This is a genomic window from Hydrogenophaga sp., from assembly GCF_050250835.1.
Taxonomy (GTDB): domain Bacteria; phylum Pseudomonadota; class Gammaproteobacteria; order Burkholderiales; family Burkholderiaceae_C; genus Hydrogenophaga.
Map to the genome: position 1 here is coordinate 1 of NZ_JBFWNX010000005.1, position 23,929 is coordinate 23,929.

Here is a 23,929-nt window from a genome sequence, read left to right on the forward strand (position 1 = left end):
TCCCGCTCCAGATTCAAAAAGGGAAGCTCTGCTTCCCTTTTTTGTCAGAGTTTCAGTTCGGCGCTCCACGTGCCGATCCTGATGGCGCGATAGCAAAGCGGTTATGCCCCGGATTGCAAATCCGGTTAGTCCGGTTCGACTCCGGATCGCGCCTCCAGATTCCCTCCCCCGTCTTTATTTTTTGTTGCCGGTCAGCCGATCCAGGCGGGCGCGGATCTCTTCCAGGGGCTGCGGGCTGTTGATGGCCATGCTTCGTGCGCGCTCCAGTGCCAGGGCCTGGGCCACTGGCAGCAGCGATTCTTCGTCCAGCAGCGCCTTGTAGGCCTTGAGGCTTTGGGGGTCGGCCTGGAGCATGTCACGCGCCATGGCTTGTGCGAAAGGCAGCAAGTCTTCGTGCGGGACGACGTGGTTGACCAGGCCCAGGTGCTGGGCTTCTTCGGCACTGAACATGCGTGCGGTGAGCGCAAGCTCCTTGGCCTTGGCAATCCCGACTCGACTCAACAGCCGCACCGAGCCGCCCCAGCCGGGCAACAGGCCCACGCGCACATGTGTGTCGGCGAACCGTGCGCGCTCGGAGGCGATGATCAGGTCGCACGCCAGCACCACTTCAAGCCCGCCCGTGATCGCCGGGCCATTGACGGCGGCAATCACCGGCCCACGAAACTGGAGCAGGGCCGCCACTGCGTCGTGGCGATAGGCCGCTGCTGCGGGGGCGGCTGCGGCACTGTGCCATTCGTTCAGATCGAGTCCAGCCGTGAACATCTTGCCCGCGGCGGTCAGGATGAGCACATGGATGGCCGGATCCTGCTCCAGTGCCGCCACCTCGCGCTCCAGAGCCTGGCGCAGCTGGATCGACAGGGTGTTGAGCCGTTCAGGACGGTTCAAGGTGAGCACGGCCCAGCCCTCCGGCGAGCGCTCGACGGTGACACAGGCTTCTTCGCTCATCTCAGCGGCCCTGGAACACGGGCTTGCGTTTTTCAAGCTGCGCGCGAATGCCTTCCCTGGCGTCTTCGGTGGCCGAGATGCGCGCCAGCGTCAAGGCTTCGTCCTCCAGCATCGCCTCCATGGGAATGGCACTTGCGCGCAGGAAGAGGCGTTTGATCTCGCCGTAGGCCCGCGTGGGGCCCTGCGCCAGCCGCTGCGCGGTGACCAGCGCCTCGCGCGTGAGGTCGGCGTCTTCCACCACCATGTCCACGAGACCTGCGTCCAGGGCTTGCTGGCTGCTCAACACTTCGCCCAGCATCACGAAGCGCCTGGCGCGGGCCATGCCCATGCGGGCGCTCAAGGTCACGGTGCTGCCCGAGTCGCAGCTGAATCCGATGTGCGCGAAAGCCGAACCGATGCGCGCGGACTTGCCAACGATCACGATGTCTGCACCGGCCAGCAGCGCGACGCCGCCGCCCATGGCCCAGCCCTGAACCTCGGCCACGATGGGTACGGGCAACTGCCAGAGCCGCTGCAGGCCCATGTGCAGATCGGCGGTCCAGCCGCGCACGAGCGTGGGCAGCTGGTCGAGTTGGGGTCCGAAAGTCTTGAGGTCGCCGCCGAAGCTGAAGTTGGCGCCTTCAGCGCGCAGCAGCACCGCCCGCAGATGCGGCGCTTCCCAGAGATGGAGGATCGCGTCCTTGGTCTCTCTGATGAAATTGCCGTCAAAGGGATTGCCCCGGTCTGGCTGGGTCAGGCTGAGCGTGGCCAGGCCGTCGGCGGAGATTGCCACTTTTACGGCGGTGCTGGATGTCATGGTGGTCTCCTGTCGTTCTGATGGAATGAAGTGAAGTGCTCGATGGCTATCTGGTATGGTAAATTATCGTACACTAACGCAATAAAATTGACGAGACGACGGAGACCCGAATGCTGACCGGACAGGACGACCTGATCGGGCACCAGTTGCCCACCACATTCGACCAGATCGACAACAGCGATCCTGCCTGGATGGAGCGGCTCTGGTACACCGGGCACCCCATCGACTCGCTGGACATCATCTTCGACATCGGCCTGGGTTACCACCCCAACCGAAACGTGATGGATGCGTTCGCTGGCGTGGCCGTGGCGGGGCGCCAGTGGAACTTTCGCGTCTCGCGCCAGTTGCGGCCGGATCCGCTGGCCACCACCGTCGGACCGTTGAAGATCGTCGTCATCGAGGGTTTGAAGCGGCACCGCCTGGTGCTGGACGCCAACGAGTCCGGGCTGCGGTTTGACATCGAGTTCCTAGCCTCCATGAACGCGCATGAGGAAACGCCGCACTTGCGCCGCCGAGACGGACGCATTACCGAGAACATGGCGCGCGCCCAGCAACTGGGCCGCTACAGCGGATGGCTGGAGTTCGACGGCCGGCGCATCGAGATCGACCCCGATCGCTGGTACGGCCAGCGCGACCATTCATGGGGCGTGCGATCCGAGATGCGCAGCGACGAGACCTCTCCCCCGCTGACGTTCTACCCGGCCTTTCTCTACGCCTGGACCACCGTGCAATTCAAGGACCGGGGCCTGCATGTTTTCTTCAAGGAACGTGCGCCCGGCAACAAGATCTACCTGTCGGGCGAGGAAGTGTTTCCCCTGGGGACGCGCGCCAGCAGCCGCAACCAACTGGTCGATGTGTCGCACCACATGATCTGGCACGACGACCCTCACGGCCAGTCGCTGGACCGCGCGCGCCTGGACCTGGTGTTTGCCGATGGCCGTCAAAAGACCCTCGAAGTGCGCACGCTGCCGGCGAAGTATTTTCTCAAGGGCGGCCTGTATGGCGGGCTTGACGGCTGGTTCCATGGAGACGCGAAAGGCAAGCTGTACGCCGAGCACGAAGTGTGGAACCTGAACGACCCTGCGACCCGCCGCAAGGTGCGCACCCTGGCCGACCAGGTCATCGAAGTGCGCGACGGCGACGACGTGGGTTATGGCATCGTCGAATACGGCGTCGGTCAAGGCTATGCACTTTACGAGTCGGTGCAGAAGCACCCGGCGATCTGACGCCATGACAGTGAAGCTGGAACCCCACGAGGACGGCGTCTGGGTGTTGCGCCTGAGTCGGCCGCATTGCCTGAACGCGCTGGACGACGACACCGTGCATGAGTTGCATGCGGTCTTGTCAGGGCTGGTGAGGGAGCGGGCCTGTCGAGTGCTGTTGCTCACCGGCGAGGGGCGCGGCTTCTGCGCGGGCTTTGACCTTTCGCTTGCCGACAGCGCGCCGGGCATCGAAAACGGCGAGACACAGGCCTGGATGGCCCGGCAGGAACTCTTCGCCAGCGTCCTCCTGCGCCTGCGTGAGTTGCGCCAGCCGGTGATTGCCGCGGTGAACGGACCAGCGAACGGCGCCGGGCTCGGGCTCGCCTTGGGCGCCGACCTGCGCATCGCGTCGACCGCCGCAAGCTTCAACGCGGCTTTCATCAAGGTGGGCATGTCGGGTTGCGACATTGGCGTGAGCTACCTGCTGCCACGTTGCGTGGGGGTGTCGCGCGCCAACGAGATCATGCTCACGGGGCGCATGGTGAACGCCGAGGAGGCTGAACGCATCGGGCTGGTGAGCCAGGTTGCACCACCCGATGCATTGTTGGAGGTCGCCCGCGGCCTTGGGCGGGAGATCGCGGTGCACGACGACTTCGCTGTCTGGATGACCAAGCGGGGCATGTGGACGAATCTCGAGGCATCCAGCCTGCAGGCGGCGCTGGAGCTGGAAAACCGTACCCAGATACTGACTCGGACGACAGGAAAGCTCGCCGCTGCGGCTCAGGCCATGAAATCGCGCAAGCGCCCGGGCTGAGGCCGACTCGCACTCAGGGGAACTACGGATGGCGTACGTGGTACGCTAGCGTAAGATATGGCAATGTACGCATTTCTGGCGGTGCAAGGCCGCCCGGATTCCCATCTCACCCCAGTTGGAGCATTTCAATGGTTTTGACCGAGGATCAGCGCGCCTTGCTGGAGACCGCCCAGCGCTTTTCCCGTGAGCGCTTGCTGCCTCACTACCAGCAGCGCGAACGCGAGGGGGTGCTGGACCGCGCCCTGATTGCCGAAATGGGTGCGCTGGGCTTCCTGGGCATGGATCTGCCAGAGCGCTACGGCGGCCTGGGTGTGGACAGCGTGACCACCGGCCTGGTGGCGGAAGCGCTGGCCTATGGCGACTTCAACATCAGTGCGGTGCCGGTGGGCATTTCACTCAACGCGGCCATCCTGATCCGGCATGCGCAGCCGGCGGTGGTCGAAGAGTGGGTGCCGCGCATGACCCGTGGTGAGGCCATCGTGGCGATCTGCCTGACCGAGCCGCGCGGGGGCTCGGACGCGAGCAACCTGCAACTCAAAGCCCGGCGCGACGGTGACGGCTATGTGATCAGTGGAGAAAAAACCTCCATCACGTTTGCCGACCGTGCCGATGCGTACCTCGTCTTTGCGCGCACCGGCAAACCGGAGGACGGCGCGCGCGGCGTTTCGGCCTTTTTCATTCCTGCCGGTACGCCGGGCCTGTCGGCCACGCACTTTGACGATGTCGGCAGCATCATCGTGGGCCGCGGCTCGGTGTTCTTTGACGACGTGCGCGTGCCAGAGAGCCACCGCCTGGGCGATGAAGGCAAGGGTTTCACGCAGGTGATGCAGGGCTTCGACTACAGCCGTGCCCTGATAGGGCTGCAGTGCTGCGGTGCCGCGCAGGCATCGCTGGACGAGGCGTGGGCCTATGCCCGGGAGCGCGAGGCATTTGGCCGCCCGATCGGTCAGTTCCAGGGCGTGTCTTTCCCGCTCTCCGAGGGCGAGTCCCAGATCGCCGCGATCCGCCAGCTGTGCCTGCACACCCTGGCGTTGCGAGACGCCGGCCAGCCCCACACAGCCGAGGCCGCGATGTGCAAGTGGATGGGGCCTCGCCACGCGTTCGACATCATCCACCAGTGCCTGCTGACCATGGGTCACTACGGCTGGACCAAGGAAACCCCGCATCAGCAGCGCTTGCGCGATGTGATGGGCCTGGAGATCGGTGACGGCACCGCCGGCATCATGAAACTCATCATCGCGCGCGAGAAGATCGGCAAGGTCGCCGTTCAGTACTGAACGCATTTCGAGTCACGCAACGAGGAAACGCCATGGCCTACCAATCCGTCTTTCGTCCTGGCCTGTTCGATGGCCAGGTGATCATCGTCACCGGGGGCGGCAGCGGCCTGGGCCGATGCACCGCGCACGAACTCTCTGCGCTGGGTGCGCATGTGGCCATCGTCGGCCGCAACGAAGAAAAGCTTCAGAAGGTGCGCGCCGAGATCCTTGCCGACGGCGGCCGCGTAAGCACACACGTGTGTGACATCCGCGAGGAGGCCCAGGTCTGTGCCACCATTGACGCCGTGTTGTCCGGGCAGGGCCGCATTGACGGCCTGGTCAACAACGCGGGGGGGCAATACCGTGCGCCCATGCACACGATCTCGACCAAGGGTTTCGAGGCCGTGGTGCGAAACAACCTCACCGGCGGCTTCATTTTCATGCGCGAGGCCTACAACCGCTGGATGGCCGAGAACGGCGGCGCGGTGGTGAACATCATTGCGGACATCTGGAACGGCTGGCCCGACTTCGCGCACTCGGCGGCGTCGCGCGGCGGCATGCTCACGCTCACCGAGACCGCCGCGTGCGAATGGGGCGCCAGCGGCGTGCGGGTGAATGCGGTGGCGCCCGGCGGCATTGCCTCCAGCGGTTTCGACACCTACGCGCCCGAGGCGAAGGCCAAGATTCTGGAGTTTCCGCCCACGGTCCCCTTGCAACGCTTTGGCACCGAATCGGAAATCTCCGCCGCCATCGTCTTTCTGCTGTCACCTGCGGCGGCTTACATCACGGGATCATGCCTGCGCGTGGACGGCGGAACGCCCAATGCGCGAGGCACCTGGAAGCTCCAGCCGGCGCGGCGCGAGCAGCCGTTCAACGGCTTCCACCGCACCGAAACGCCTGAGCTCCTGCGTGGAGAAGGTCCACGCGCCTGAGCGCGGGACCCGGCAGATGAACGATCCCTTGCACAACGATGAGCTCCTGCGCGAGCGCATCGCCAGCTACCTCCAGAGCCAGGTGGGAGCGCCTGTTGCCATCGGAACGCTCAAGCGTTTCGCGGTCGGGTTTTCCTGGCGAACCTATCTTGTGCCCGTGAGCGGCCTGCGGGGGTATCCGCAGACGCACGAACTCATCTTGCGGCTGGGCCCCGACTACGGCCTGTTCGCGCCCTACAGCGCCATGCCCGAGTGGCTGGCCATGCGCTCGCTCGAAGGCAGTGCCGTGCCAGTGCCCAAGGCCTACTGGGCGGGAGATGAAGCGGGCGTTTTCGGCGCGCCATTTCTTTTTGGTGAACGCATGCTGGGCGACGCGGTGGTGCCGTGGGTGCCCGCCAACACCCCCCCACTGGACGAAACCTACCGCCGCTCGCTGGGCGCACAGTTCATTGACGCGCTTGCCGCGCTGCACCGCGTGGACTGGCGCGACAAGCCCATTGCCGCCATGGGCGAGGGCATCGACACCGCGAACGCCGCCCTGCGCACCGTGGCCGACTGGGAAGCGCGCATCGCACGCTGGGCCATGCGCCCCTACCCGGCAGCCGATTGGGCCGTGCGCTGGCTCAAGGACAACTGTCCCACCGCGCCGCGTGTGTCCATCGTGCACGGCGACTACCGCACCGGCAATTTCCTGGAGCGAGACGGCCACATCACCGCCATCCTGGACTGGGAGCTGGTTCATCTGGGCGATCCGCACGAAGACCTGGGCTGGGCCAGTCTGCCGATGTACATGGGTGGCAGCAAATTCATCAGCAGGCTTTGCGAACCCGAATGGTTCTACGAACGCTACAGCGAGAAGGTGGGCTTTGAAGTGTCGATGGCCTCGGTGCGCTACTACCGCGCGTTCTCGCTGCTCAAGCTGGCGGCCACCCACATGGCCGCCGCTCGCTGTTTCGAGGAAGGCCGATTCAACGACATGCGCATGCCCGCCATGGGCAGCCAGATCGGCACCTGCCTGCGGCAATTGGAAAAGACCATAGAGGCCCAGCCATGAACAACTCTTTTGCCCGGTTGATCGACGGCATGTGCTCCACGCTCCGAGGCGAAGTGCTGGAGCGCCTGGAGGACGAGTTTGCCCGTGGTCAGGTGTTTGGTGTGATCAACCTGCTCAACACGTTCAAGGTGCGCGCCGACTGGTCGCCCGAGTGGCTCACCTTGCAGATTCAGGCCCAGTGCGCGGCCCTCGATCAGGCGCGCAGCCACCTGCAGGGAGTGGCGGGTGCCCCGTTGCCACCGCAGCGCCAGGCCCCCGCGCCGGTATCGGCAGCCGAACTGCTGGCGCAGCGCGACGAAGGCAATCGCCAGGTGGGTGAGGTCATGGCCTGGGTGGCCGATCACCGGGATCGTCTTTCGTCTGACGCGGCGCAGGAGATCGAGCGAGCCCTGCGCCAGGCGATGCGCACCGAGATCGAGATCGAGCTGAAGTACTCGCCGCGCCCGCTCTTCGCCGAGATGTCCAGCGGGCGAGAGAATCAGGCGTAGATCGCCTCGATCACGTCGGCATACTTCTCGTAGATGCTCTTGCGCTTGACCTTCATGGTGGCGGTCACTTCGCCATCGTCGTGGTCAAGTTCTTTCACGAACAGGTGGAACTTGCGCACATGCTGCACCTGGGGCATCTGTGCATTGGCCGCGTCCACCTCCTTCTGCACCAGGTCCTGCACGGTCGGGTTCTCGACCAGGCTGCGGAAGTTGGTGAAGATCAGGCCTTGCTCGGTGGCCCACTTGCTCACATTTTCGAAGTCGATCTGGATCAGGGCCGCGACGAAGCGGCGACGATCGGCCACCGCGATGGCTTCCTTGACGTAGGGTGAGCACTTCATGGCATTTTCGATCTCGGAGGGCGTGATGTTCTTGCCACCAGCCGTGATCATGATGTCTTTCTTGCGGTCGATGATGCGAAGTTCGCGGCCCGCCGGGCCATCTTCCCAGCGTGCCACGTCGCCGGTGTGCAACCAGCCTTCGGCGTCGATGGCTTCCTGCGTCGCGGCGTCGTTCTTGTAGTAGCCACGGAACACCACATCGCCCCGGATGAGGATCTCGCCGTCTTCCGCGAGCTGCACCTCGATGCCGGGGTAGGGAACGCCCACGGTGCCCACGGGCGACAGGTCCGACGGTTGCATCGTCGTGGCGCCGGAGGCTTCGGTCAGGCCATAGGCCTCGCGGATCGGCAGGCCCAGGATGCGGAAGAACTTCAGGATCTCGGGGGCGATGGGGGCGCCTGAAGAAATGGCCACCTCGCACCGGCGCAGGCCGATGAAGTTGAGCAGTGCGCGCAAAACCACCACGTACCAGAGGCCCCAGCGAATTTTCTCCACCAGGTTCCACGCCGATCGCGGTCTCTGGCCCATGTCGGAGAGGTCGCGCATGGCCAGCCGGTACACCCCATGCCTGAACGCGCCTGCTTCGCGCATCTTGCTCTGGATGGAAGAGTGGAATTTTTCCCAGATGCGGGGCACGCCAAAGAAGATCTTTGGGGAGAGTTCGCGCAGGTCTTCCTGGATGGTGCGCAGGCTTTCAGCGAAATTGACCACGGCGCCAGTGGCCACGGGAATGTGGATGGAAAACATCTGCTCCGCCACATGGCAGAGCGGGAGGTAGGACACCAGGGAGCTTTGCTCGGAGCACTTGAGCACGCTGTTGAGCCCACGCGCCGCCACCCCCAGGCCTCGCCAGGACATCATGGCCGCCTTGGGCCGCCCTGTGGAGCCAGAGGTGAACACCATCAATGCGATGTCGTCCAGCAGCGGGCCTTCGAGGGCGCGGGCTGCGGCCTGGGCCTGTTGCTGTTCATACTGGCGACCCAGTTCCGAGACTTCCGCGAATTCGTGCAGGCCCGTGCGGTCGTAGTGACGCAGCCCGCGCGGGTCGATCACGACGATCGAACGCAGGTGAGGGAGCTTGTGACGGATGCCCAGCACCTTGTCGAGTTGCTCCTGGTCTTCGCAGACGACGATGGGCGCTTCCGCCAGTGCCAGCAGGTACTCCACCTCGGGCGCCGGCGAGGTGGGGTAAACGCCGGCCGTGATGGCGCCCACCATGGCAGCGCCCAGTTCGGCGTAGACCCACTCTTTGCAGTTCTCACCCAGCACCGCCAGGCATTGCCCGCGTTGCAGACCCAGCTGGAGCAGGCCGAGGCCGAACCAGCGCGACTGGCGTTCGTACTCGGACCAGGAAATGGCTTGCCAGACACCAAAGGTTTTCTGGCGCAGGGCGGTGTCGTCGGGTCGCGTTCGTGCCCAGTAGCGCAGTTGCTGCGGCAAGGGCATATCGGCGAGAACGGGTTCTTGAGCGGTCATGTTGCTTGATCAGGAAAGCCAGCGTTTGCGCCGCTTGTAATGCTTGACGTCGCGAAAACTCATGTGGGTTTCGCCATGGTCGCCGCCACCGAGGTAGAAGCGCTGCACGTCCGGGTCGTTCACCAGCTTCTCGGTCGGCCCGTTGATGACGATGCGGCCGTTTTCCATGATGTAGCCGTAGTGGGCGACCCGCAGGGCCACGTGGGCGTTTTGTTCCACCACGAGGATGGCGACGTTCTGCTCGCGGTTGATGCGGGCGATGATCTCGAAGATGTCCTTCACCACCAGGGGCGCGAGCCCGAGCGACGGTTCGTCGAGCAGGATGAGACGGGGGCGACCGATGATGGCCCGCCCGATGGCCAGCATCTGCTGCTCGCCACCCGAGAGGTAGCCCGCCACCTGTTTGCGCCGCTCGGCCAGGCGAGGGAAGTAGGTGAACACCAGGTCGATGTCCAGCGGCCCTTTGACCCGACCGGTGAGCGCGTTGCCCGCGGCGATCAGGTTTTCTTCCACGGTGAGGTCGGCGAAGATGTGGCGCCCTTCGCGCACGTGGGCCAGGCCCTGGCGGGCCAGTGAATGTGCGGCATGGCCATCAATGTTCTTGCCGTAGAAGCGGATCTGGCCAGCGGCCAGATGCCCTTTCTCGAACGGCAGGATGCCCGAGGCGGCTTTCAGCGTCGTGCTCTTGCCGGCTCCGTTGGAGCCCAGCAAGGCCACGATCTTGCCGTCGGGCACCTCGATCGAGAGGCCGCGCAGCGCCTGCACGCTGTGGTTGTAGACCACCTCGATGTTTTCGATGGCCAGTGCCGCATCCGTCATGCCTTGATCCACTCCCCTGCGGGCTCCATGGCCTTCTTGGCCGGGTTGTAGCGGATGACTCGGCCAATCTGCGTTTCATGGGCGCTCAGATCCACCGGCAGGCCGATCAGGCCGCCCGTGTCCCAGCCCTTGATCGACTCCATCGCAGCCTTCATGTTGTCCAGCGTCAGGGCCTTTTTGTCCTTGAGGCAGCGGTCGGCGATTTCGGCGAACACCATGCCGCTGAACCACGCAGAGATGTAGAACGGGGAGATGTGGGCGGTGCCGGGGCGCGCCTTGTTCAGGTAGGCGCGGATCTCGCGGATCATGGGCACGTCTTCGTCACCTGTTGCGTAGGGGCTCACGCCGGTCAGGTTCTCACCCACGGCGGCCAGGCCATCGAACGCGGGTTTGTCCAGTCCCCAGGCCGTTCCGTAGATCTCCACGTCCATGGCCGCCTCCTTCATCTGGCGGGCGAACTCCGGCATGGGCGAATTGATGTAGCCCTGGAAGACGACGATGTTGGGGCGCGCGCGGCGCAGCTTGGCAACTTCGGTGGACACGTCCACGCCCACGCCACCAGGTTTGGTGATCACCTCGGCAACGATGGGCAGGCCCAGCTTCGCCGCACGCGCCTTGGCCGCAGGAATCCCGTCGATGCCGAACTCGGCTTCGGTGTAGACGTAGGCGATGCGCGGCTTCTCCGCACCCTTCCAGGTCTTGTTCACGTGCTCCATCAGCACCTCGTGCAGGCGGCTGTAGGTAGGTCCTGGCACGAAGTTCTGCGGTGTGTTCACCGCATCGGCCACCGCCGCTGCCAGCGAGGTGGAGGAGGTCATCACGTGCTTGGAGTCCACCGCATCGCGGGTGATGGCTTTCACCAGCGGCGTGCCGTCGCAGTAGAAGAAGTTGGGTTTGTCCGAAGCCATGATCTTCTTGAAGATGGCCACCCCCTGGTCTACCTTGAAGCCACTGTCCTCCATCACGTAGCGCAGCTTTCGCCCCTGAACGCCGCCTTTTTCGTTGCGCCATGCCACGTAGTCGTTCATGCCGTAGTGCATCTGGGTGCCGGCGAACGCAAACACGCCGGTGACGGGCTGTGCCGCGCCGATGACGATGTCACCCTGCTGGGCGAGGCCAGAGGCATGGTGGGCGAGGATGGGGCTGAGGGCGGCGGCACCCATGCCTTGCACGACCTGTCGGCGATTGAGTCCATTCATGAGAGTCTCCTTGTGGTGGTTGAGAAAAAATGGCCTCAGGTCTTGAAGGGCCACAGGTGGAACAAGCGTTTGGTTCGGCGCCAGATGGCGGTGATGCCGTGGGGCTCGAACACCAGGAAGACGATGATCAGCAGCCCGAAGACCACCTGGCCCATGGGCAGCACGACCCCCGCCAGACCGGGATACCACTGCGCGCCAATGTTGGCCACCAGCCGCAGCGCTTCGGGCACGAAGGCCATGAACACCGCACCGAAGATGCTGCCCAGCACGCTGCCCAGGCCTCCCACGATGACGGCGGCGAGGTAGAAGATGGACAGCGTGAGCGTGAAATATTCGGGTGTGATGGCGCCATAGAAATAGCCCAGAACGCCGCCCGCCACGCCAGCGTAGAAGGCGCCGATGGCGAAGGCCAGCAGCTTGGTCTTGAGCAGGTTCACACCCAGGATCTCGGCCGAGATGTCGCGATCGCGCACCGCGATGAAGGCCCGTCCGATATAGGTGCGGCCCAGGTTGCGCGCCATGATGCCCATGACGAACGCGACGCCGAAGATGAGGTAGAAGTGGTCGCGGTCGCCGGTGAGCTGGTAGCCGAAAAGCTCCGCCTTGGGAATGCTGGTGCCCTGGATGCCGCCGGTCACCGGCGTCCATTCGCGGAACACGAAGGACAGGATGAAATGCGCGGCGAGGGTGGCAATGGCCAGGTAGATGCCCTTGACCCGCAAGCTGGGCAGGCCCACGATCACACCCAGCCCGGCGGCGATGCAGCCCGCAATGGGCAGGGTGATGTAGAAGGGCACGCCCAGTTTGCCCAGGTAGGCCACCGTGTAGCAGCCCACGCCGAGAAAGGCACCATGGCTGAGCGAGATCAGGCCGGTGTTGCCCGTGGTCAGGTTCAGCCCGAAGGTGGCGATGACGTGGATGCCGATGATGCAGGCGATGGCCAGCACGTAGTTGGAGCCCCACCAAGGCAGCGTGAAGAGCGAGACGGCAAACGCGGCCATCCACCAGCGCGAGGCTGGCGAGTTCCACAACCGTTCTTCGGCCTGGAAGGTTTCGAAAAAGACGCCCGTTCTCACTTCACAGCCTTTCGATGGTGCGGGTACCGAAGATGCCGTAGGGCCGAACGATCAGGATCAGCAGCACCACCACGTACGGAACGATGTCCCGCGCCTTCCCGCCCAGGTAGCCCGCTGTCAGCGACTCGGCCAGGCCGATCACCAGGCTGGCGACGATGGCGCCAAGCACACTGTCCATGCCTCCCAGGATGATGGCGGCGAAGACACCCAGTGCCGCTGCGGCCAGCGCCGGTGACAGGCCGGCGGAACTGGAGATGAGGACGCCTGCCACCGTGCCCACCGAGCCGGCGAGCATCCAGGTGAGGCGCGACGCGAAGTTGATGTTGATGCCCAGCGTGGCTGCGGTCACCGGGTCGCTGGCGGTGGCGCGCAGTGCCACGCCGGTGCGCGAGTAGCGGAAGAACAGCAGGAACGCGGTGATGAGCACCGAGGCCACCGCAAAGTTGCCCAGCACCGTGCCTGGAATCAGGATGTCGCCAATGAACAGGGGCGTGCGTGGGAGCAGGCTGGGAGGCGAGTAGGTGTCGCCGCCCCACACCGCCTCCACGCCACCATGGATGATGGCGGCCATGCCGATCGTGGCCATCATCACCGAGACGCCGGGTTGGCCCGAGAGCGGGCGCAGCACGGCGCGTTCCACCAGGATCGCAAACATGGAGATCACCGCCATTGAAATCACGAAGGACACGATGGGCGGCAGCTCGAAGGTGACGGCACAGGCGTAGTAGATGTAGGCGCCGAGCATCATGACCTCGCCCACCGCGAAGTTCACCACGCCCGTGCCCTTGTAGACCAGCACGAAGCTCAGCGCGATGAGGGCCATCACGCCGCCGCTGAGCAGGCCCAGGATGCTGTATTCGATGAATTCGATCATGGTGGTTACGCGCTGTCCGCGCCGAGGTAGGCTTCGATGACCTGGGGATGGCTTCGCACCTCGGCCGGTGTACCGGAGGCGATCACCTCGCCGAAGTTGAGCACCACCACATGGTTGGAGATGTCCATCACCATGCCCATGTCGTGCTCCACCAGCAGCACCGTCACGCCCCATTCCTCCTGCACATCCAGGATGAATCGCGCCATGTCTTCGGTTTCCTCGCGGTTCATGCCGGCGACCGGTTCGTCGAGCAGAAGCACGCGCGGTCGCATGGCCAGGGCGCGTGCGAGTTCCACGCGCTTTTGCAGGCCATACGGCAACACATCCACCGACTGGTGCCGGATGTGGTCGATCTGCAGGAAGTCGATCACCTTGCGCTCGACTTCCTCGCGCAACTTGAGTTCCTGTTCGCGCGCCGCGCGGGAGTAGGTCAGGGCGGACAGCACGCCGGTGGACATGGTGTGGTGGCCGCCGAGCTTGATGTTCTCCAGCACACTCAGGCCATGGAACAGCGCAATGTTCTGGAATGTGCGCGCCAGGCCCATGCCGGCGCGTGCGTTCACCGGGGTGCGCGTGATGTCCTGGCCACCCAGCGACACCGTGCCGCTGGTGGGCGGGTAGAAGCCTGAGATGGTGTTGAACACGCTGGTCTTGCCGGCGCCGTTCGGGCCGATCAAGGCGGTGATCTGGCCGGGTTCGGCGGAGAAAGACACGTTCCGCAGTGCGTGAATGCCGCCGAATCGCAGAGCCACATCGTTGACCGAAAGAGATAGCCCTGGACTTTCTCGTCCCTTGGAAGCGGGGGCTGCCGGGCTGGCGATCGCATGCATCAGGCGCTGTCCTCGTCGGGCCCGCGGGCCGCGTTCATATGGGTTCGTGAAGTTGCGCAATGTGAAGGTGCGCTACGGGTATATACACTACCGTACGATATGCATGAGGGTCATCGGTATTTACCCTGAACGCACCTCAGGCCCGCACGTCAGCGAAGGCCCTGGCCTGCTCCTTGAGCTTGAATTTCTGCACCTTGCCCGTGGGAGTGGCGGGCAGGCTGTCGAGCACTTCGAGCCGCTCCGGCCAGTACTGCCTGGCCACCTTGCACTGCAGCATGTGCGCCTGCACATCGCTCAGGCTGAACGTCTGTCCGGCGCGCAGCACCACGAAGGCGCAGGCGCGTTCACCGAGGCGGGCATCGGGGTAGCCGACGATCGCGGCCGACAGCACCGCCGGATGCTTGAGCAGCAACCCTTCGATCTCCACCACCGGGACGTTTTCGCCGCCCCGGATGAGCACGTCCTTGGTGCGGCCGCAGATGCGGATATAGCCTTCGTCGTCTTCCCACGCGAGGTCGCCGGAATCGAACCAGCCCTGGTCGTCGAAGGCCACGATGTCGGGTCGGTGGAGGTAGCCCAGGAACATCTGGGCGCCCCGGACCTTGAGGCGCCCCGGCTGCCCGCGCGGTACCGCCCGCCCGTCGTCGTCGGTGATGCGAATCTCCATGCCTTCGAGCGGCCGGCCATCGGTCGCGGCCGATTTCTCGGCCGCGCGCTGAGGTTCGGTGAGCGTGCCCGAGAGCACTTCGGTCATGCCCCAGAGCGAACACACGGTGATGCCGACCGCGTCTCGCGCCTTCTCCACCAGCACGGTCGGAATCGGTGCTCCGCCGCAGAGAAAGAAGCGCAGGGCGGTGGGCCCGGGTTGCCCCTGGGCGACGGCATCGCACACGTCATTGAGAAATGGCGTGGAGCCTGCGAAGTAGGTGACCTTCTCCTCGCGCATGATGGCCACGCCCTTGCGGCCTTCCCACAGGTCTTGCATGACCACGGTTCCGCCTTGTCGCAGGCCGATGAGCACCACCGCGACGTGGCCGGTCGTGTGCCCCACCGGTGTGGAGGCCAGGTACACATCGTCCGCACCGACGCCGAAGCGCTCGCTCAGGGCGCTCATGCACGCCATCAGGGTATTGCTGCTGTGCATCACGCCTTTTGGCGAACCCGTCGTGCCCGAGGTGAACATCAGGCCCGCGAGGTCATCGGGGGCCAGCGGCGAAGCGCCCTCGGGCACGACGATGCCTCTCGTGGGTGCGCCCGCCTGCAGGAGGGCTTCGAAGCCATCGGGTCCTTCGCCATCGACGACCACGGTGTGGCGCAGGGTGGGCAGGCGGGCCTGCAGGTCACGCGCCATGCGCTCGTGGTCAAACCCTCGGTAGTTTCGTGGCACCACCAACACCTTGCTCTGTGCAGCCTCCAGCATGTAGCCGAGTTCGCGCTCGCGAAAGATCGGCATCAGGGGATTGAGTGCTGCGCCCACGCGCCCGCAAGCCAGCGCGAGCACCGCGAACTCCCACCAGTTGGGCAACTGCACGGAAACCACATCTCCACGGCGCACGTCCATGCGGTGCAGTGCGGCTGCCGCACGGTTCACGCGGTCGGCCAGTTGGCGGTAAGTGAGGCGAAATGGCTGGTCGCGGTCCACTCGGTAGCCGACGACCGCCTCCTTGTCCGGGAACGTCGCGAGGTGCGTGCCCAGGAAATCGTCCATCGTCTTGTCGATCCAGAGGCCGGCGGCGCGCATGGCCTTGCCTCGGTTTTCCAGGTTGTACTGCACGGTCTCCATGGGCCTTGTTCCTGGATTGGCCTTTGCCCACACCATGCGCTTGCGATGGTCGTCCCGCCCGCCAGGGGAAGGTCAGGGCTCGGCGTTGTTGAGGTAGTCGAGCAGGTTGTGTTTCATGATGTCCAGGGTCAGCGCGGTCGCTTCCAGCTCCGCCTCGCCCAGACCGTTGAGGATGCGCTCGTTCATGCGGTGGCTGACCTTGCGCATCTTCGCAATGAGCTGCTTGCTCTGCGGCTCCAGGAAAACGCGGTTGACCCGCCGATCGGTGGCGTCCGCCTGGCGCCTCACCAGGCCGGATTTCTCCAGCCGGTCGATCAGGCCGCCAATGGCCACCTTGCCCAGGTCCAGCTCTACGGCCAGCTGCGACTGCGTCATGCCGTCTTCTCGCGAGAGGTAGGCCAGCACCCACCATTGGGAGCGGGTCACGTTCAAGGGCTTGAGGCAACGGTCGAAGGCACTGCGGCGCAGTCGGGAGACGTCGTGGATCAGGAAGCCAAGACGCAACTCCCAGTCGGTGGTGGTCGCTGGAACGGACATGTCGGTCGTCTGAGTCATGAGGAGCTCAGCCATAAAGTAAGGAAGCGTACATTCTAGGGCGCAGCGCTCTCCGAAGAACCTTCGCCCTTTGGGCTGCGGTGCGAGCTTGCTTGGGAGCGGCCCGGCGCTGCGCTCATACCGGGTCCCAGGTGAAGATGTCGCCCGAACGATCCAGCGAGAAGAAGTCGGCGCTGAGCATCGGGATGGCGGTGTCCAGCACGGATTGCGGTGTCCAGCCCTCGCTGCGGTGGGCGCTGCGGATGGGGCGGGGCTGGCTGAACAGGAAAATCTCGTTGTTGCGCACACCAAAGATCTGCCCGCTCACCTGGCGGGCTTCGTCGGCGCACAGGGCCACCACGAACGGTGCCACCTTTTCCGGCTCCAGCTTTTTCAGGCCCTCGACGCGGCGCTGCTGTTCCGGTGTTTCGGCGGGAATCGAGTCGATCATGCGCGTCCAGGCGAAAGGCGCCACCGCATTGGAGCGCACGCCGAATTTCTGCATGTCCAGCGCGATGGACTTGGAGAGGGCGGCGATGCCGAGCTTGGCGGCACTGTAGTTGGCCTGTCCGAAGTTGCCGATCAGGCCGGCAGTGGACGTCATGTGTACAAAGGCTCCGCCGGCCTGTTCCTTGAAGAATGGTGCTGCCGCCCGGCTCACATTGAAGCTGCCCTTGAGGTGTACGGCAATCACCTGGTCGAACTCGGGCTCTGACATGCGGTGGAACATCACGTCGCGCAGGATGCCCGCGTTGTTGACGACGATGTCGATTCGGCCGAAGGTGTCCACAGCGGTTTTCACCATGCGCTGCGCCTGGTTCCAGTCCGACACCGAACCTCCATCGGCCACGGCTTTTCCGCCCATGGACTCGATGGCCGCGACCACTTCGGCGGCAGGTTGCCCGGTCTCCGGCTTGCCATCCAGCGTGGCACCCAGGTCGTTGACGACAACGCTGGCGCCAGCCTCCGCCATGGCCAGCGCGATGCCACGGCCCACGCCGCGACCGCCCCCGGTGACCAGCGCCACTTTTCCTTCCAGCAGTTTCTTCATGAAGTTTCCTTTTGATGCTCGGGCTGGCGTGCCGCAGCGAAGCGTTCGAACCAGTCGAAGGCGACGGGGTTGGCGCAGGCGTCCTTGTTGACGACCTCGGCCAGCTTGCGGCCCAGAAGCAGTTTCTTGATCGGCAGTTCCTGCTTCTTCCCTGTCAGGGTGCGCGGGATCTCGGGGACTTGCAGGATGTCGTCGGGCACGAAGCGCGGCGAGAGGCCTTCGCGGATCGCCTGTCGGATGCGGGCGCGCAGGGCCTCGTCGAGCGAAGCGCCCTCGCGCAGGGTGACGAACAGCGGCATGTAGCTCGGCTGGCCCAGGTACTCGATGTCCACCACCAGGCTGTCGAGCACCTCGGGCAGCGCTTCCACGGCGCGGTAGAGCTCGCTGGTGCCCATGCGGTGACCATGGCGATTGAGCGTGGCATCGCTGCGTCCGTACACCACTGCGCCGCCGCTGGGCGTGATGCGCAACCAGTCGCCGTGCCGCCAGACACCGGGATACAGATCGAAGTAGCTGTCGGTGTAGCGGCGGTGCCCCGCGTCGCCCCAGAACATCAGCGGCATCGACGGCATGGGCTGCAGGCAGACCATCTCGCCCACGTCGTCCCACACCGGCCGGCCTTGATCGTCCCAGGCCTGGATGTCGGCGCCCAGGGCGCGCGCCTGCATCTCGCCGGGCACGGTGGGCAATTCGGGCGTGCCGGCCAGGAAGGCGCTGGCCAGATCGGTGCCACCCGAAATCACCGCCCACCAGATGTCGTCACGCACCACCTCCTGCCCCCAGCGGTAGGCCTCGGCGGGCAAAGGCGAGCCAGTCGACCCGAGGCCCCGCAACGCGCCGATGCCGGGCAACTCGCCAGGATGCAGGCCGTTCTTCATGCAGGCCGTGTAGTAGGCCGCGCCAGCACCGACGAAGGTGGCGCCGGTGTCGGAAGCGAAGCGCCAGAGGGTGTCAGTTTCCGGCAGAGAGGGGTGACCGTCGTACAGGCAGACCGTGGTGCCCAGCAGCAGCGCCGACACCTGCAGGTTCCACATCACCCAGCCCGAGCTGCTGTACCAGTGAAAGCGGTCACCGGTCTCTGCACTGGGGTCCAGGTTGAGGTGCAGATGGTGCAGCTTGAGCATCTCCAGCACCACGCCGCCGTGGCCATGCACGATGGGCTTGGGCATGCCGGTCGTGCCGCTGCTGTAGACGATCCAGAGCGGGTGCTCGAACGGCACGGGTTCGATGTGTTCCAACGGCGCGTGGCGCAGGCATTCGTCCCACACGTGGCGGTGGCCAGGCCAACTGGCGGGATTCGTGGCAGTCACCGTGGCCCCGGCCTGCGCAAGGTAGGGCACCAGCACCAGGTGCTCCACGGTCGGCAACTCCGCCAGCAACTCTTCCAGCAAGCCCTGGCGATCCACCGCTTTGCCGCCGTACACGGTGCCATCGCATCCGATCAGCACCTTGGGCTCGATCTGGCGGAACCGGTCGCGCACGGTTGCCACGCCCATGTCGGGGGCGCACAGGCTCCAGATCGCACCCAGCGAGGCGCAGGCCAGCAGGCCCACCACCGCCTGGGGAACGTTGGGCAGGTAGGCCGCCACGCGGTCACCCCGCTGCACGCCCATGGCTTGCAGCGCGCCGGCCAACGCCAGCGCCTGGCCGGCCAGCTCGTCCCAGCCAATCTCCATCGAGCGAGCCTCGCGTTGCAGCCGCTCGTTGCGAAACACGATGGCGGGGGCATGTGCCGCCCGCGCCGCCGCACTGTGACGAAACACCTGCGAACTGTAGTTGAGTTGCGCGCCCGGGAACCAGCGGGCGCCCGGCATCGCGGGCGAGGGCAAGGGGGCTGGCGCCGGGGTGGGCGAGAACAGTTCAAAGTAGTCCCAAACTGCTTGCCAGAACGCGCCCACATCGGCCACCGACCAGCGCCACAGCGCGTCGTAGCTGCCCAGGGCAAGGCCATGCCGGGCATTCACCCAGTCGCGAAACCGCTGCGAATTCGCCTTCATGTTGTCTCCGGAATCGGTGCTCTGCCATCCAGCCTTCCATCGGGAAAACCCTAGCGATCAAGCCATGGAAACGCCGGTCGATTTTGTTGTTCACTAGTGTATCATGTGGTGTAGCAAAGTTCTTAATGCATATCAAGATTACAACGGAACATGAGCACCCTACAAGAGCACGGCCTGCTCGCCACCGGCCGCTACGTGCCCCGGCTTCGGCTTGAGCGCACCGAGATCTATGCGCAGCACCGCTGGATGGCCCCTGGCCTTAAGTCGCTGGCCAGAGGACAGCGGTCCATGGCCAACTGGGATGAAGACGTGGTCACGATGGCCGTCGAAGCCGTTCGGGGTGGCGCTGGCGGTGTGCAGGGCGCATCTGCGCTGACGCTGGCGTCCACCTCGTTGCCGTTTGCCGAACGCATCAACGCTGGCATCGTGGCCAGTGCGCTGGGCATTCAGGATGAAGCGCAGGTGCGCGACGTCACCTCCAGCGCGCGCGCGGCGACCACCGAGTTGCTGGCCGCCCTGAACACGCCGGTGGCGGGCGCGGCGCCACGCTGGATCGTGGCGGCCGAACGCCGCGTGCAGCGGCCCGCCAGTGGGCTGGAGATGGTGTGTGGCGACGGGGCGGCCGCCGTTTCCGTGGGGCAGGGTGCGGTCATTGCCACGCTGGTCGGCTCGCACACGGTTCATGCCGACTTTGTGGACCACTTCCGGCAAAGCGGTGAGCGCTACGACTACGGTTGGGAAGAACGCTGGGTGCGTGAAGAGGGCTACCTGAAGATCGCGGCCGGCGCGATCCGCGAAGCCTTGCATCGCCATGGCATCGAGGCCACCGCGGTGGACCATTTCGTGATGCCCGCCGTGATGGCGCGGGTGAACGAAGCGGTGGCCAAGCGTGTGGGTGTGCGCCCCGAAGCCGTGGCACCCACGCTGGCAGACACCGTGGGGGACCTCGGGTGTGCGCAGCCCCTGGCCATGCTCGACGCGGTGCTGCGCCGCGCCGAAGCCGGCGAACTGATCGCGCTGGTGGCCTTCGGTGGCGGTTGCGATGTGCTGCTGCTGCGGCGCACCGCGCAGCCCTGCCCGGGCGCGGTACCCGACGCGGGCAAACCCGAGACCAGCTACCTCAAGTACCTCGCGTTCACCCAGCAGCTCGAACTGGAATGGGGCATGCGCGCGGAGATGGACAACAAGACCGCGCTCACCGCTGCGTGGCGGGACCATGAGCGGGTGGAGCGGTTCATGGGCGGGCGTTGCAAACAGTGCGGCACAGTGCAGTTCCCCGCCTCCCGGGTCTGCGTCAACCCGGCCTGCAACGCGCAGGACAGCCAGGAACCGGTGAGCCTGGCCGATGCACCGGCGCGCGTGCTCTCGCACACCAGCGACTTTCTGGCCTACACGCCGCATCCGCCCTTCCAGTTCGGGCACATCGACTTCGACGAGGGCGGACGCGTTCTGATGGAGTTCACCGACACCGACCAGGACGAACTCAAGCCCGGACTGGCCGTGCGCATGGTGTTCCGCATCAAGGAATACGACAGCAAGCGGGGCTTTCGCCGCTATTTCTGGAAGGCCACGCCAGTGCGTGCCGCCGCCTGAGCAGGGAGATCATCGTGGCCAGTGGAATTCGGGACAAGGTTGCCATCATCGGCATGGGGTGTTCGAAGTTTGGGGAGCGCTGGGACAGCAGCCCTGAAGACCTGGTGCTGGAGGCCTTCAACGAAGCCGTCGCCGATGCCGGCGTCGGCGTGAAGCAGATCGAAGCGGCGTGGCTGGGCGTGTGCCTGGAAGAGAACAACGTGGGCAAGACCGCCGGGCCGCTGGCGCAGGCCTTGCGACTGCCCGGCATTGCCGTGACGCGGGTGGAAAACGCCTGCGCCACCGGCAGCGAAGCCTTGCGCGGTGCCGCCTATGCCGTGGCCTCCGGTGCCTACGACATCGTGCTGGCCCTGGGTGTGGAGAAACTCAAGGACACCGGCTACGGCGGCCTGCCGGTGCGCACGCGCGGCGTGAACAACGATCTCTGGCTGCCCAACAGCACCGCCCCAGGTGCATTCGCCCAACTGGCGTCGGCCTACGCGGCCAAACACGGCGTGGACCCGCGTGATCTCAAACGGGCCATGGCGCACGTGTCCGTCAAGAGCCACGACAATGGCTCGCGCAATCCCAAGGCCCACCTGCGCAACCGCATCACTGAAGACGATGTGCTGCGAGCTGCCACCATTGCCGCGCCGCTGGGCCTGTACGACTGCTGCGGCGTGAGCGACGGCGCGGCCTGCGCGATTGTCACCACGCCCGAGATTGCGCGCGCGTTGAAGCCTGGCCAGGAACTGGTGACCATCAAGGCGCTGGACGTGTCGGTGAGCAACGGCGAAGAGGCGTCGTTCCAGCAATGGGACGGTGCCAGCATCGCCACGGCGCGGCGCGCCGCCGCCCGCGCCTACGCGGGGGCCGGTGTGAGCGACCCGCGCACACAGATTCACATGGCCGAAGTGCACGACTGTTTCTCCATCACCGAGGCGGTGCTGATGGAAGACCTGGGCTTCAGCGAGCCCGGCCGGGTGGTCCACGACATTCTCGATGGCGCCTTCGACCGTGATGGTCGCCTGCCGGTTCAGCCTGATGGCGGCCTCAAGTGCTTTGGGCACCCCATCGGCGCCTCGGGTTTGCGCATGGTCTACGAGATCTATCTGCAGCTGCTGGGCCGCGCTGGGGATCGGCAGCTCGACAGGGTGGATCTGGGCCTGGCCCAGAACCTGGGCGGCCATCCCCATCAGAATGTGTGTTCCGTGTCGATCGTGGGCCGCCACGGCGCTTGATCGCCGTCAGCGGTTCGCTACTGTTTTCATATTTCAATCAGGAGACTGTTCATGCGAGGACTGAAGGGAAAGACCGCGATCGTGACCGGTGCGGGCAGCGGCATCGGGCGAGCCATCGCCCAGCGGCTGGGAGCCGAGGGCGTCACCGTGGGTGTGTTCGACATCAACCCCGGCGGTGCCGCTGAAACGGTGAGCGCCATCACCGCCGCTGGTGGCAAGGCGGTGGCCGTCACCTGCGACATCACGGACTACGCCGCGGTCACGGCTGCCGTGGCCAGCTTCGAGGGACAGGCCGGTGCCGGCACCGACATTCTGGTCAACAACGCCGGCTGGGACACCCCCATGCCTTTCCTGAAGACCGATGAGACTTTCTGGAAGAAGGTCACCGCCATCAACTGGTTCGGTCCACTTCACATGACGCACGCCGTGGCCCAGGGCATGGCCGCGCGCAAGAGCGGTCGTATTGTCAACATTGCCTCCGATGCCGGGCGCGTGGGCTCCACCGGCGAAGTGGTGTACTCAGGCTGCAAGGGAGCCACCATTGCATTCTCCAAGGCGCTGGCGCGCGAAGTGGCGCGCAGCAACGTGACCATCAACACCGTGTGCCCTGGTCCCACCGACACGCCCGCCATGGACGCCTTCGTGGGCACCGGCGAGCAGGGCCAGAAAATCCGCGACTCGATGGTGCGCGGCGTGCCGCTGGGCCGCATTGGCGTGCCCGACGACTACCCCGGCCTGGTGGCCTTTCTGGCGAGCGACGACGCCGCTTTCATGACCGGCCAGACCATCAGCGTCTCGGGTGGTCTTTCGATGCACGGATAAGAACTGGAGACAACGATGAGCAAGACCTATAAAGACATCCTCTACGACGTGCGCGACGGTGTCGTTCACATCACCATCAACCGCCCGGACGTCTACAACGCCTTTCGCAACCAGACGCTGGAAGAGCTCATCGACGCGCTGCGCCGCGCCGATGAAGAGAAGAGCGCCAACGTCATGGTGCTCAGTGGCGCGGGCGACAAGGCCTTCTGCACCGGGGGCGACCAGAAGGTGCACCTCAGCGAAGACGGGCTGTATGGGCCGCGCGGCACCGTGGGCATGCCCATCGAGGAAATGCAGACTGCGCTGCGCGACCTGCGCAAGGTCTCCATCGCCAAGGTACAGGGCTTTGCCATTGGCGGTGGCAACGTGTTTGCCACCATCTGCGACCTCACGATCGCCAGCGAGAAGGCCACCTTTGGCCAGGTCGGCCCCAAGGTCGGCTCGGCCGATCCGGGCTGGGGCACGGCCTACCTCGCCCGCATCGTCGGCGAGAAGAAGGCGCGCGAGATCTGGTTCCTGTGTCGAAAGTACAGCGCCGTCGAGGCCGAGAAGATGGGCCTGGTGAACAAGGTGGTGCCGCACGACCAGCTCGACGCCGAAGTGGCGCAGTGGTGCAAGGAGATCAACGAAATGAGCCCGACGGCGCTGACCATCGTCAAGCGCTCCTTCGCGGCCGACACCGAGCACATCCGCGGCATCAGCTTCCTGGGCATCCAGACCGTCAAGCACTACTACCAGACCGAGGAGTCGAAGGAAGGCGTTCGCGCTTTCAACGAGCGCCGCAAACCCGACTTCAAGAAATACGCGAGCTGAGGCTTCGTCGAAGG

General features: G+C 65.2%; 21 protein-coding genes, 1 tRNA gene and 1 pseudogene. 11 read left to right on the forward strand and 12 right to left on the reverse strand.

The window, feature by feature from the left end; genetic code table 11:
* The first annotated feature begins 83 nt into the window (after positions 1-83).
* A tRNA-Cys gene (locus AB7F11_RS08325) sits at positions 84-157 on the forward strand.
* 17 nt (positions 158-174) lie between these two features.
* Here AB7F11_RS08325 and AB7F11_RS08330 read toward each other — a convergent pair.
* A complete protein-coding gene (locus tag AB7F11_RS08330) occupies positions 175-945 on the reverse strand; it encodes an enoyl-CoA hydratase (protein WP_428289988.1) in 771 nt (256 codons plus the stop codon).
* Position 946: 1 nt separating this feature from the next.
* Positions 947-1,741, reverse strand: a complete 795-nt coding sequence (locus AB7F11_RS08335; RefSeq protein ID WP_428289989.1) for an enoyl-CoA hydratase/isomerase family protein — start codon at positions 1,739-1,741, stop codon at positions 947-949.
* 110 nt (positions 1,742-1,851) lie between these two features.
* Here AB7F11_RS08335 and AB7F11_RS08340 point away from each other — a divergent pair, with 110 nt between their 5' ends.
* The 6 genes from AB7F11_RS08340 (at position 1,852) to AB7F11_RS08365 (ending at position 7,487) form a co-directional block, all read left to right on the forward strand.
* Positions 1,852-2,967: a hypothetical protein gene (locus AB7F11_RS08340; RefSeq protein WP_428289990.1), complete on the forward strand. Its 1,116-nt coding sequence runs from the start codon at positions 1,852-1,854 to the stop codon at positions 2,965-2,967.
* 4 nt (positions 2,968-2,971) lie between these two features.
* A complete protein-coding gene (locus AB7F11_RS08345) occupies positions 2,972-3,757 on the forward strand; it encodes an enoyl-CoA hydratase/isomerase family protein (RefSeq protein WP_428289991.1) in 786 nt (261 codons plus the stop codon).
* A 128-nt stretch (positions 3,758-3,885) separates the two neighbouring features.
* Positions 3,886-5,034 carry an acyl-CoA dehydrogenase family protein gene (locus AB7F11_RS08350; RefSeq protein ID WP_428289992.1) on the forward strand — a complete coding sequence of 383 codons (1,149 nt, stop codon included), beginning with the start codon at positions 3,886-3,888 and terminating at the stop codon, positions 5,032-5,034.
* A gap of 32 nt (positions 5,035-5,066) precedes the next feature.
* Entirely contained in the window at positions 5,067-5,945 is an 879-nt protein-coding gene (locus AB7F11_RS08355; RefSeq protein WP_428289993.1) for an SDR family oxidoreductase, read from the forward strand.
* A gap of 16 nt (positions 5,946-5,961) precedes the next feature.
* A complete protein-coding gene (locus tag AB7F11_RS08360; protein ID WP_428289994.1) occupies positions 5,962-6,999 on the forward strand; it encodes a phosphotransferase family protein in 1,038 nt (345 codons plus the stop codon).
* On the forward strand, positions 6,996-7,487 hold the full coding sequence (locus AB7F11_RS08365; RefSeq protein WP_428289995.1) for a hypothetical protein: 492 nt from the start codon (positions 6,996-6,998) through the stop codon (positions 7,485-7,487). Before AB7F11_RS08360 ends, AB7F11_RS08365 begins: the two co-directional genes overlap by 4 nt.
* On the opposite strand, the gene AB7F11_RS08370 is transcribed toward AB7F11_RS08365, so the two are convergent.
* From AB7F11_RS08370 to AB7F11_RS08415, 10 genes and pseudogenes are all read right to left on the reverse strand, one after another.
* On the reverse strand, positions 7,478-9,304 hold the full coding sequence (locus AB7F11_RS08370; protein WP_428289996.1) for an AMP-dependent synthetase/ligase: 1,827 nt from the start codon (positions 9,302-9,304) through the stop codon (positions 7,478-7,480). The two genes, AB7F11_RS08365 and AB7F11_RS08370, sit on opposite strands and share 10 nt — an antisense overlap.
* Positions 9,305-9,313: 9 nt before the next feature.
* A complete protein-coding gene (locus AB7F11_RS08375) occupies positions 9,314-10,123 on the reverse strand; it encodes an ABC transporter ATP-binding protein (RefSeq protein ID WP_428289997.1) in 810 nt (269 codons plus the stop codon).
* Positions 10,120-11,322 (reverse strand): ABC transporter substrate-binding protein, encoded by a 1,203-nt coding sequence (locus tag AB7F11_RS08380; protein ID WP_428289998.1) that lies wholly within the window; start codon positions 11,320-11,322, stop codon positions 10,120-10,122. Before AB7F11_RS08380 ends, AB7F11_RS08375 begins: the two co-directional genes overlap by 4 nt.
* Positions 11,323-11,357: 35 nt before the next feature.
* Positions 11,358-12,398, reverse strand: coding sequence for a branched-chain amino acid ABC transporter permease (locus AB7F11_RS08385; protein ID WP_428289999.1), 1,041 nt, complete (start codon positions 12,396-12,398; stop codon positions 11,358-11,360).
* A gap of 1 nt (position 12,399) precedes the next feature.
* The gene (locus AB7F11_RS08390) at positions 12,400-13,272 is read right to left on the reverse strand and encodes a branched-chain amino acid ABC transporter permease (protein WP_428290000.1); all 873 of its coding nucleotides are present in this window, start codon (positions 13,270-13,272) and stop codon (positions 12,400-12,402) included.
* 5 nt (positions 13,273-13,277) lie between these two features.
* Positions 13,278-14,102 (reverse strand): ABC transporter ATP-binding protein, encoded by an 825-nt coding sequence (locus AB7F11_RS08395; RefSeq protein WP_428290001.1) that lies wholly within the window; start codon positions 14,100-14,102, stop codon positions 13,278-13,280.
* Positions 14,103-14,238: 136 nt separating this feature from the next.
* Positions 14,239-15,885 (reverse strand): AMP-binding protein, encoded by a 1,647-nt coding sequence (locus AB7F11_RS08400; protein WP_428299923.1) that lies wholly within the window; start codon positions 15,883-15,885, stop codon positions 14,239-14,241.
* Positions 15,886-15,957: 72 nt separating this feature from the next.
* Positions 15,958-16,440, reverse strand: a complete 483-nt coding sequence (locus AB7F11_RS08405; RefSeq protein WP_428290003.1) for a MarR family winged helix-turn-helix transcriptional regulator — start codon at positions 16,438-16,440, stop codon at positions 15,958-15,960.
* Positions 16,441-16,555: 115 nt separating this feature from the next.
* Complete coding sequence (locus tag AB7F11_RS08410) at positions 16,556-17,461, reverse strand: SDR family NAD(P)-dependent oxidoreductase (protein ID WP_428290023.1); 906 nt, start codon at positions 17,459-17,461, stop codon at positions 16,556-16,558.
* Between the two features lie 5 nt (positions 17,462-17,466).
* Positions 17,467-19,476, reverse strand: a pseudogene (locus AB7F11_RS08415) (acetoacetate--CoA ligase); the annotation flags it as partial.
* A 141-nt stretch (positions 19,477-19,617) separates the two neighbouring features.
* Between AB7F11_RS08415 and AB7F11_RS08420 the strand changes: the two are divergent.
* From AB7F11_RS08420 to AB7F11_RS08435, 4 genes are read left to right on the forward strand one after another with little or no spacing between them, the layout of a single operon-like run.
* Entirely contained in the window at positions 19,618-21,060 is a 1,443-nt protein-coding gene (locus tag AB7F11_RS08420) for a 3-oxoacyl-[acyl-carrier-protein] synthase III C-terminal domain-containing protein (RefSeq protein WP_428290004.1), read from the forward strand.
* 14 nt (positions 21,061-21,074) lie between these two features.
* Positions 21,075-22,280: an acetyl-CoA acetyltransferase gene (locus AB7F11_RS08425; RefSeq protein ID WP_428290005.1), complete on the forward strand. Its 1,206-nt coding sequence runs from the start codon at positions 21,075-21,077 to the stop codon at positions 22,278-22,280.
* A gap of 51 nt (positions 22,281-22,331) precedes the next feature.
* Positions 22,332-23,102, forward strand: coding sequence for an SDR family oxidoreductase (locus tag AB7F11_RS08430; RefSeq protein ID WP_428290006.1), 771 nt, complete (start codon positions 22,332-22,334; stop codon positions 23,100-23,102).
* A 15-nt stretch (positions 23,103-23,117) separates the two neighbouring features.
* Positions 23,118-23,915 (forward strand): enoyl-CoA hydratase-related protein, encoded by a 798-nt coding sequence (locus AB7F11_RS08435; protein WP_428290007.1) that lies wholly within the window; start codon positions 23,118-23,120, stop codon positions 23,913-23,915.
* Positions 23,916-23,929: the final 14 nt, after the last annotated feature.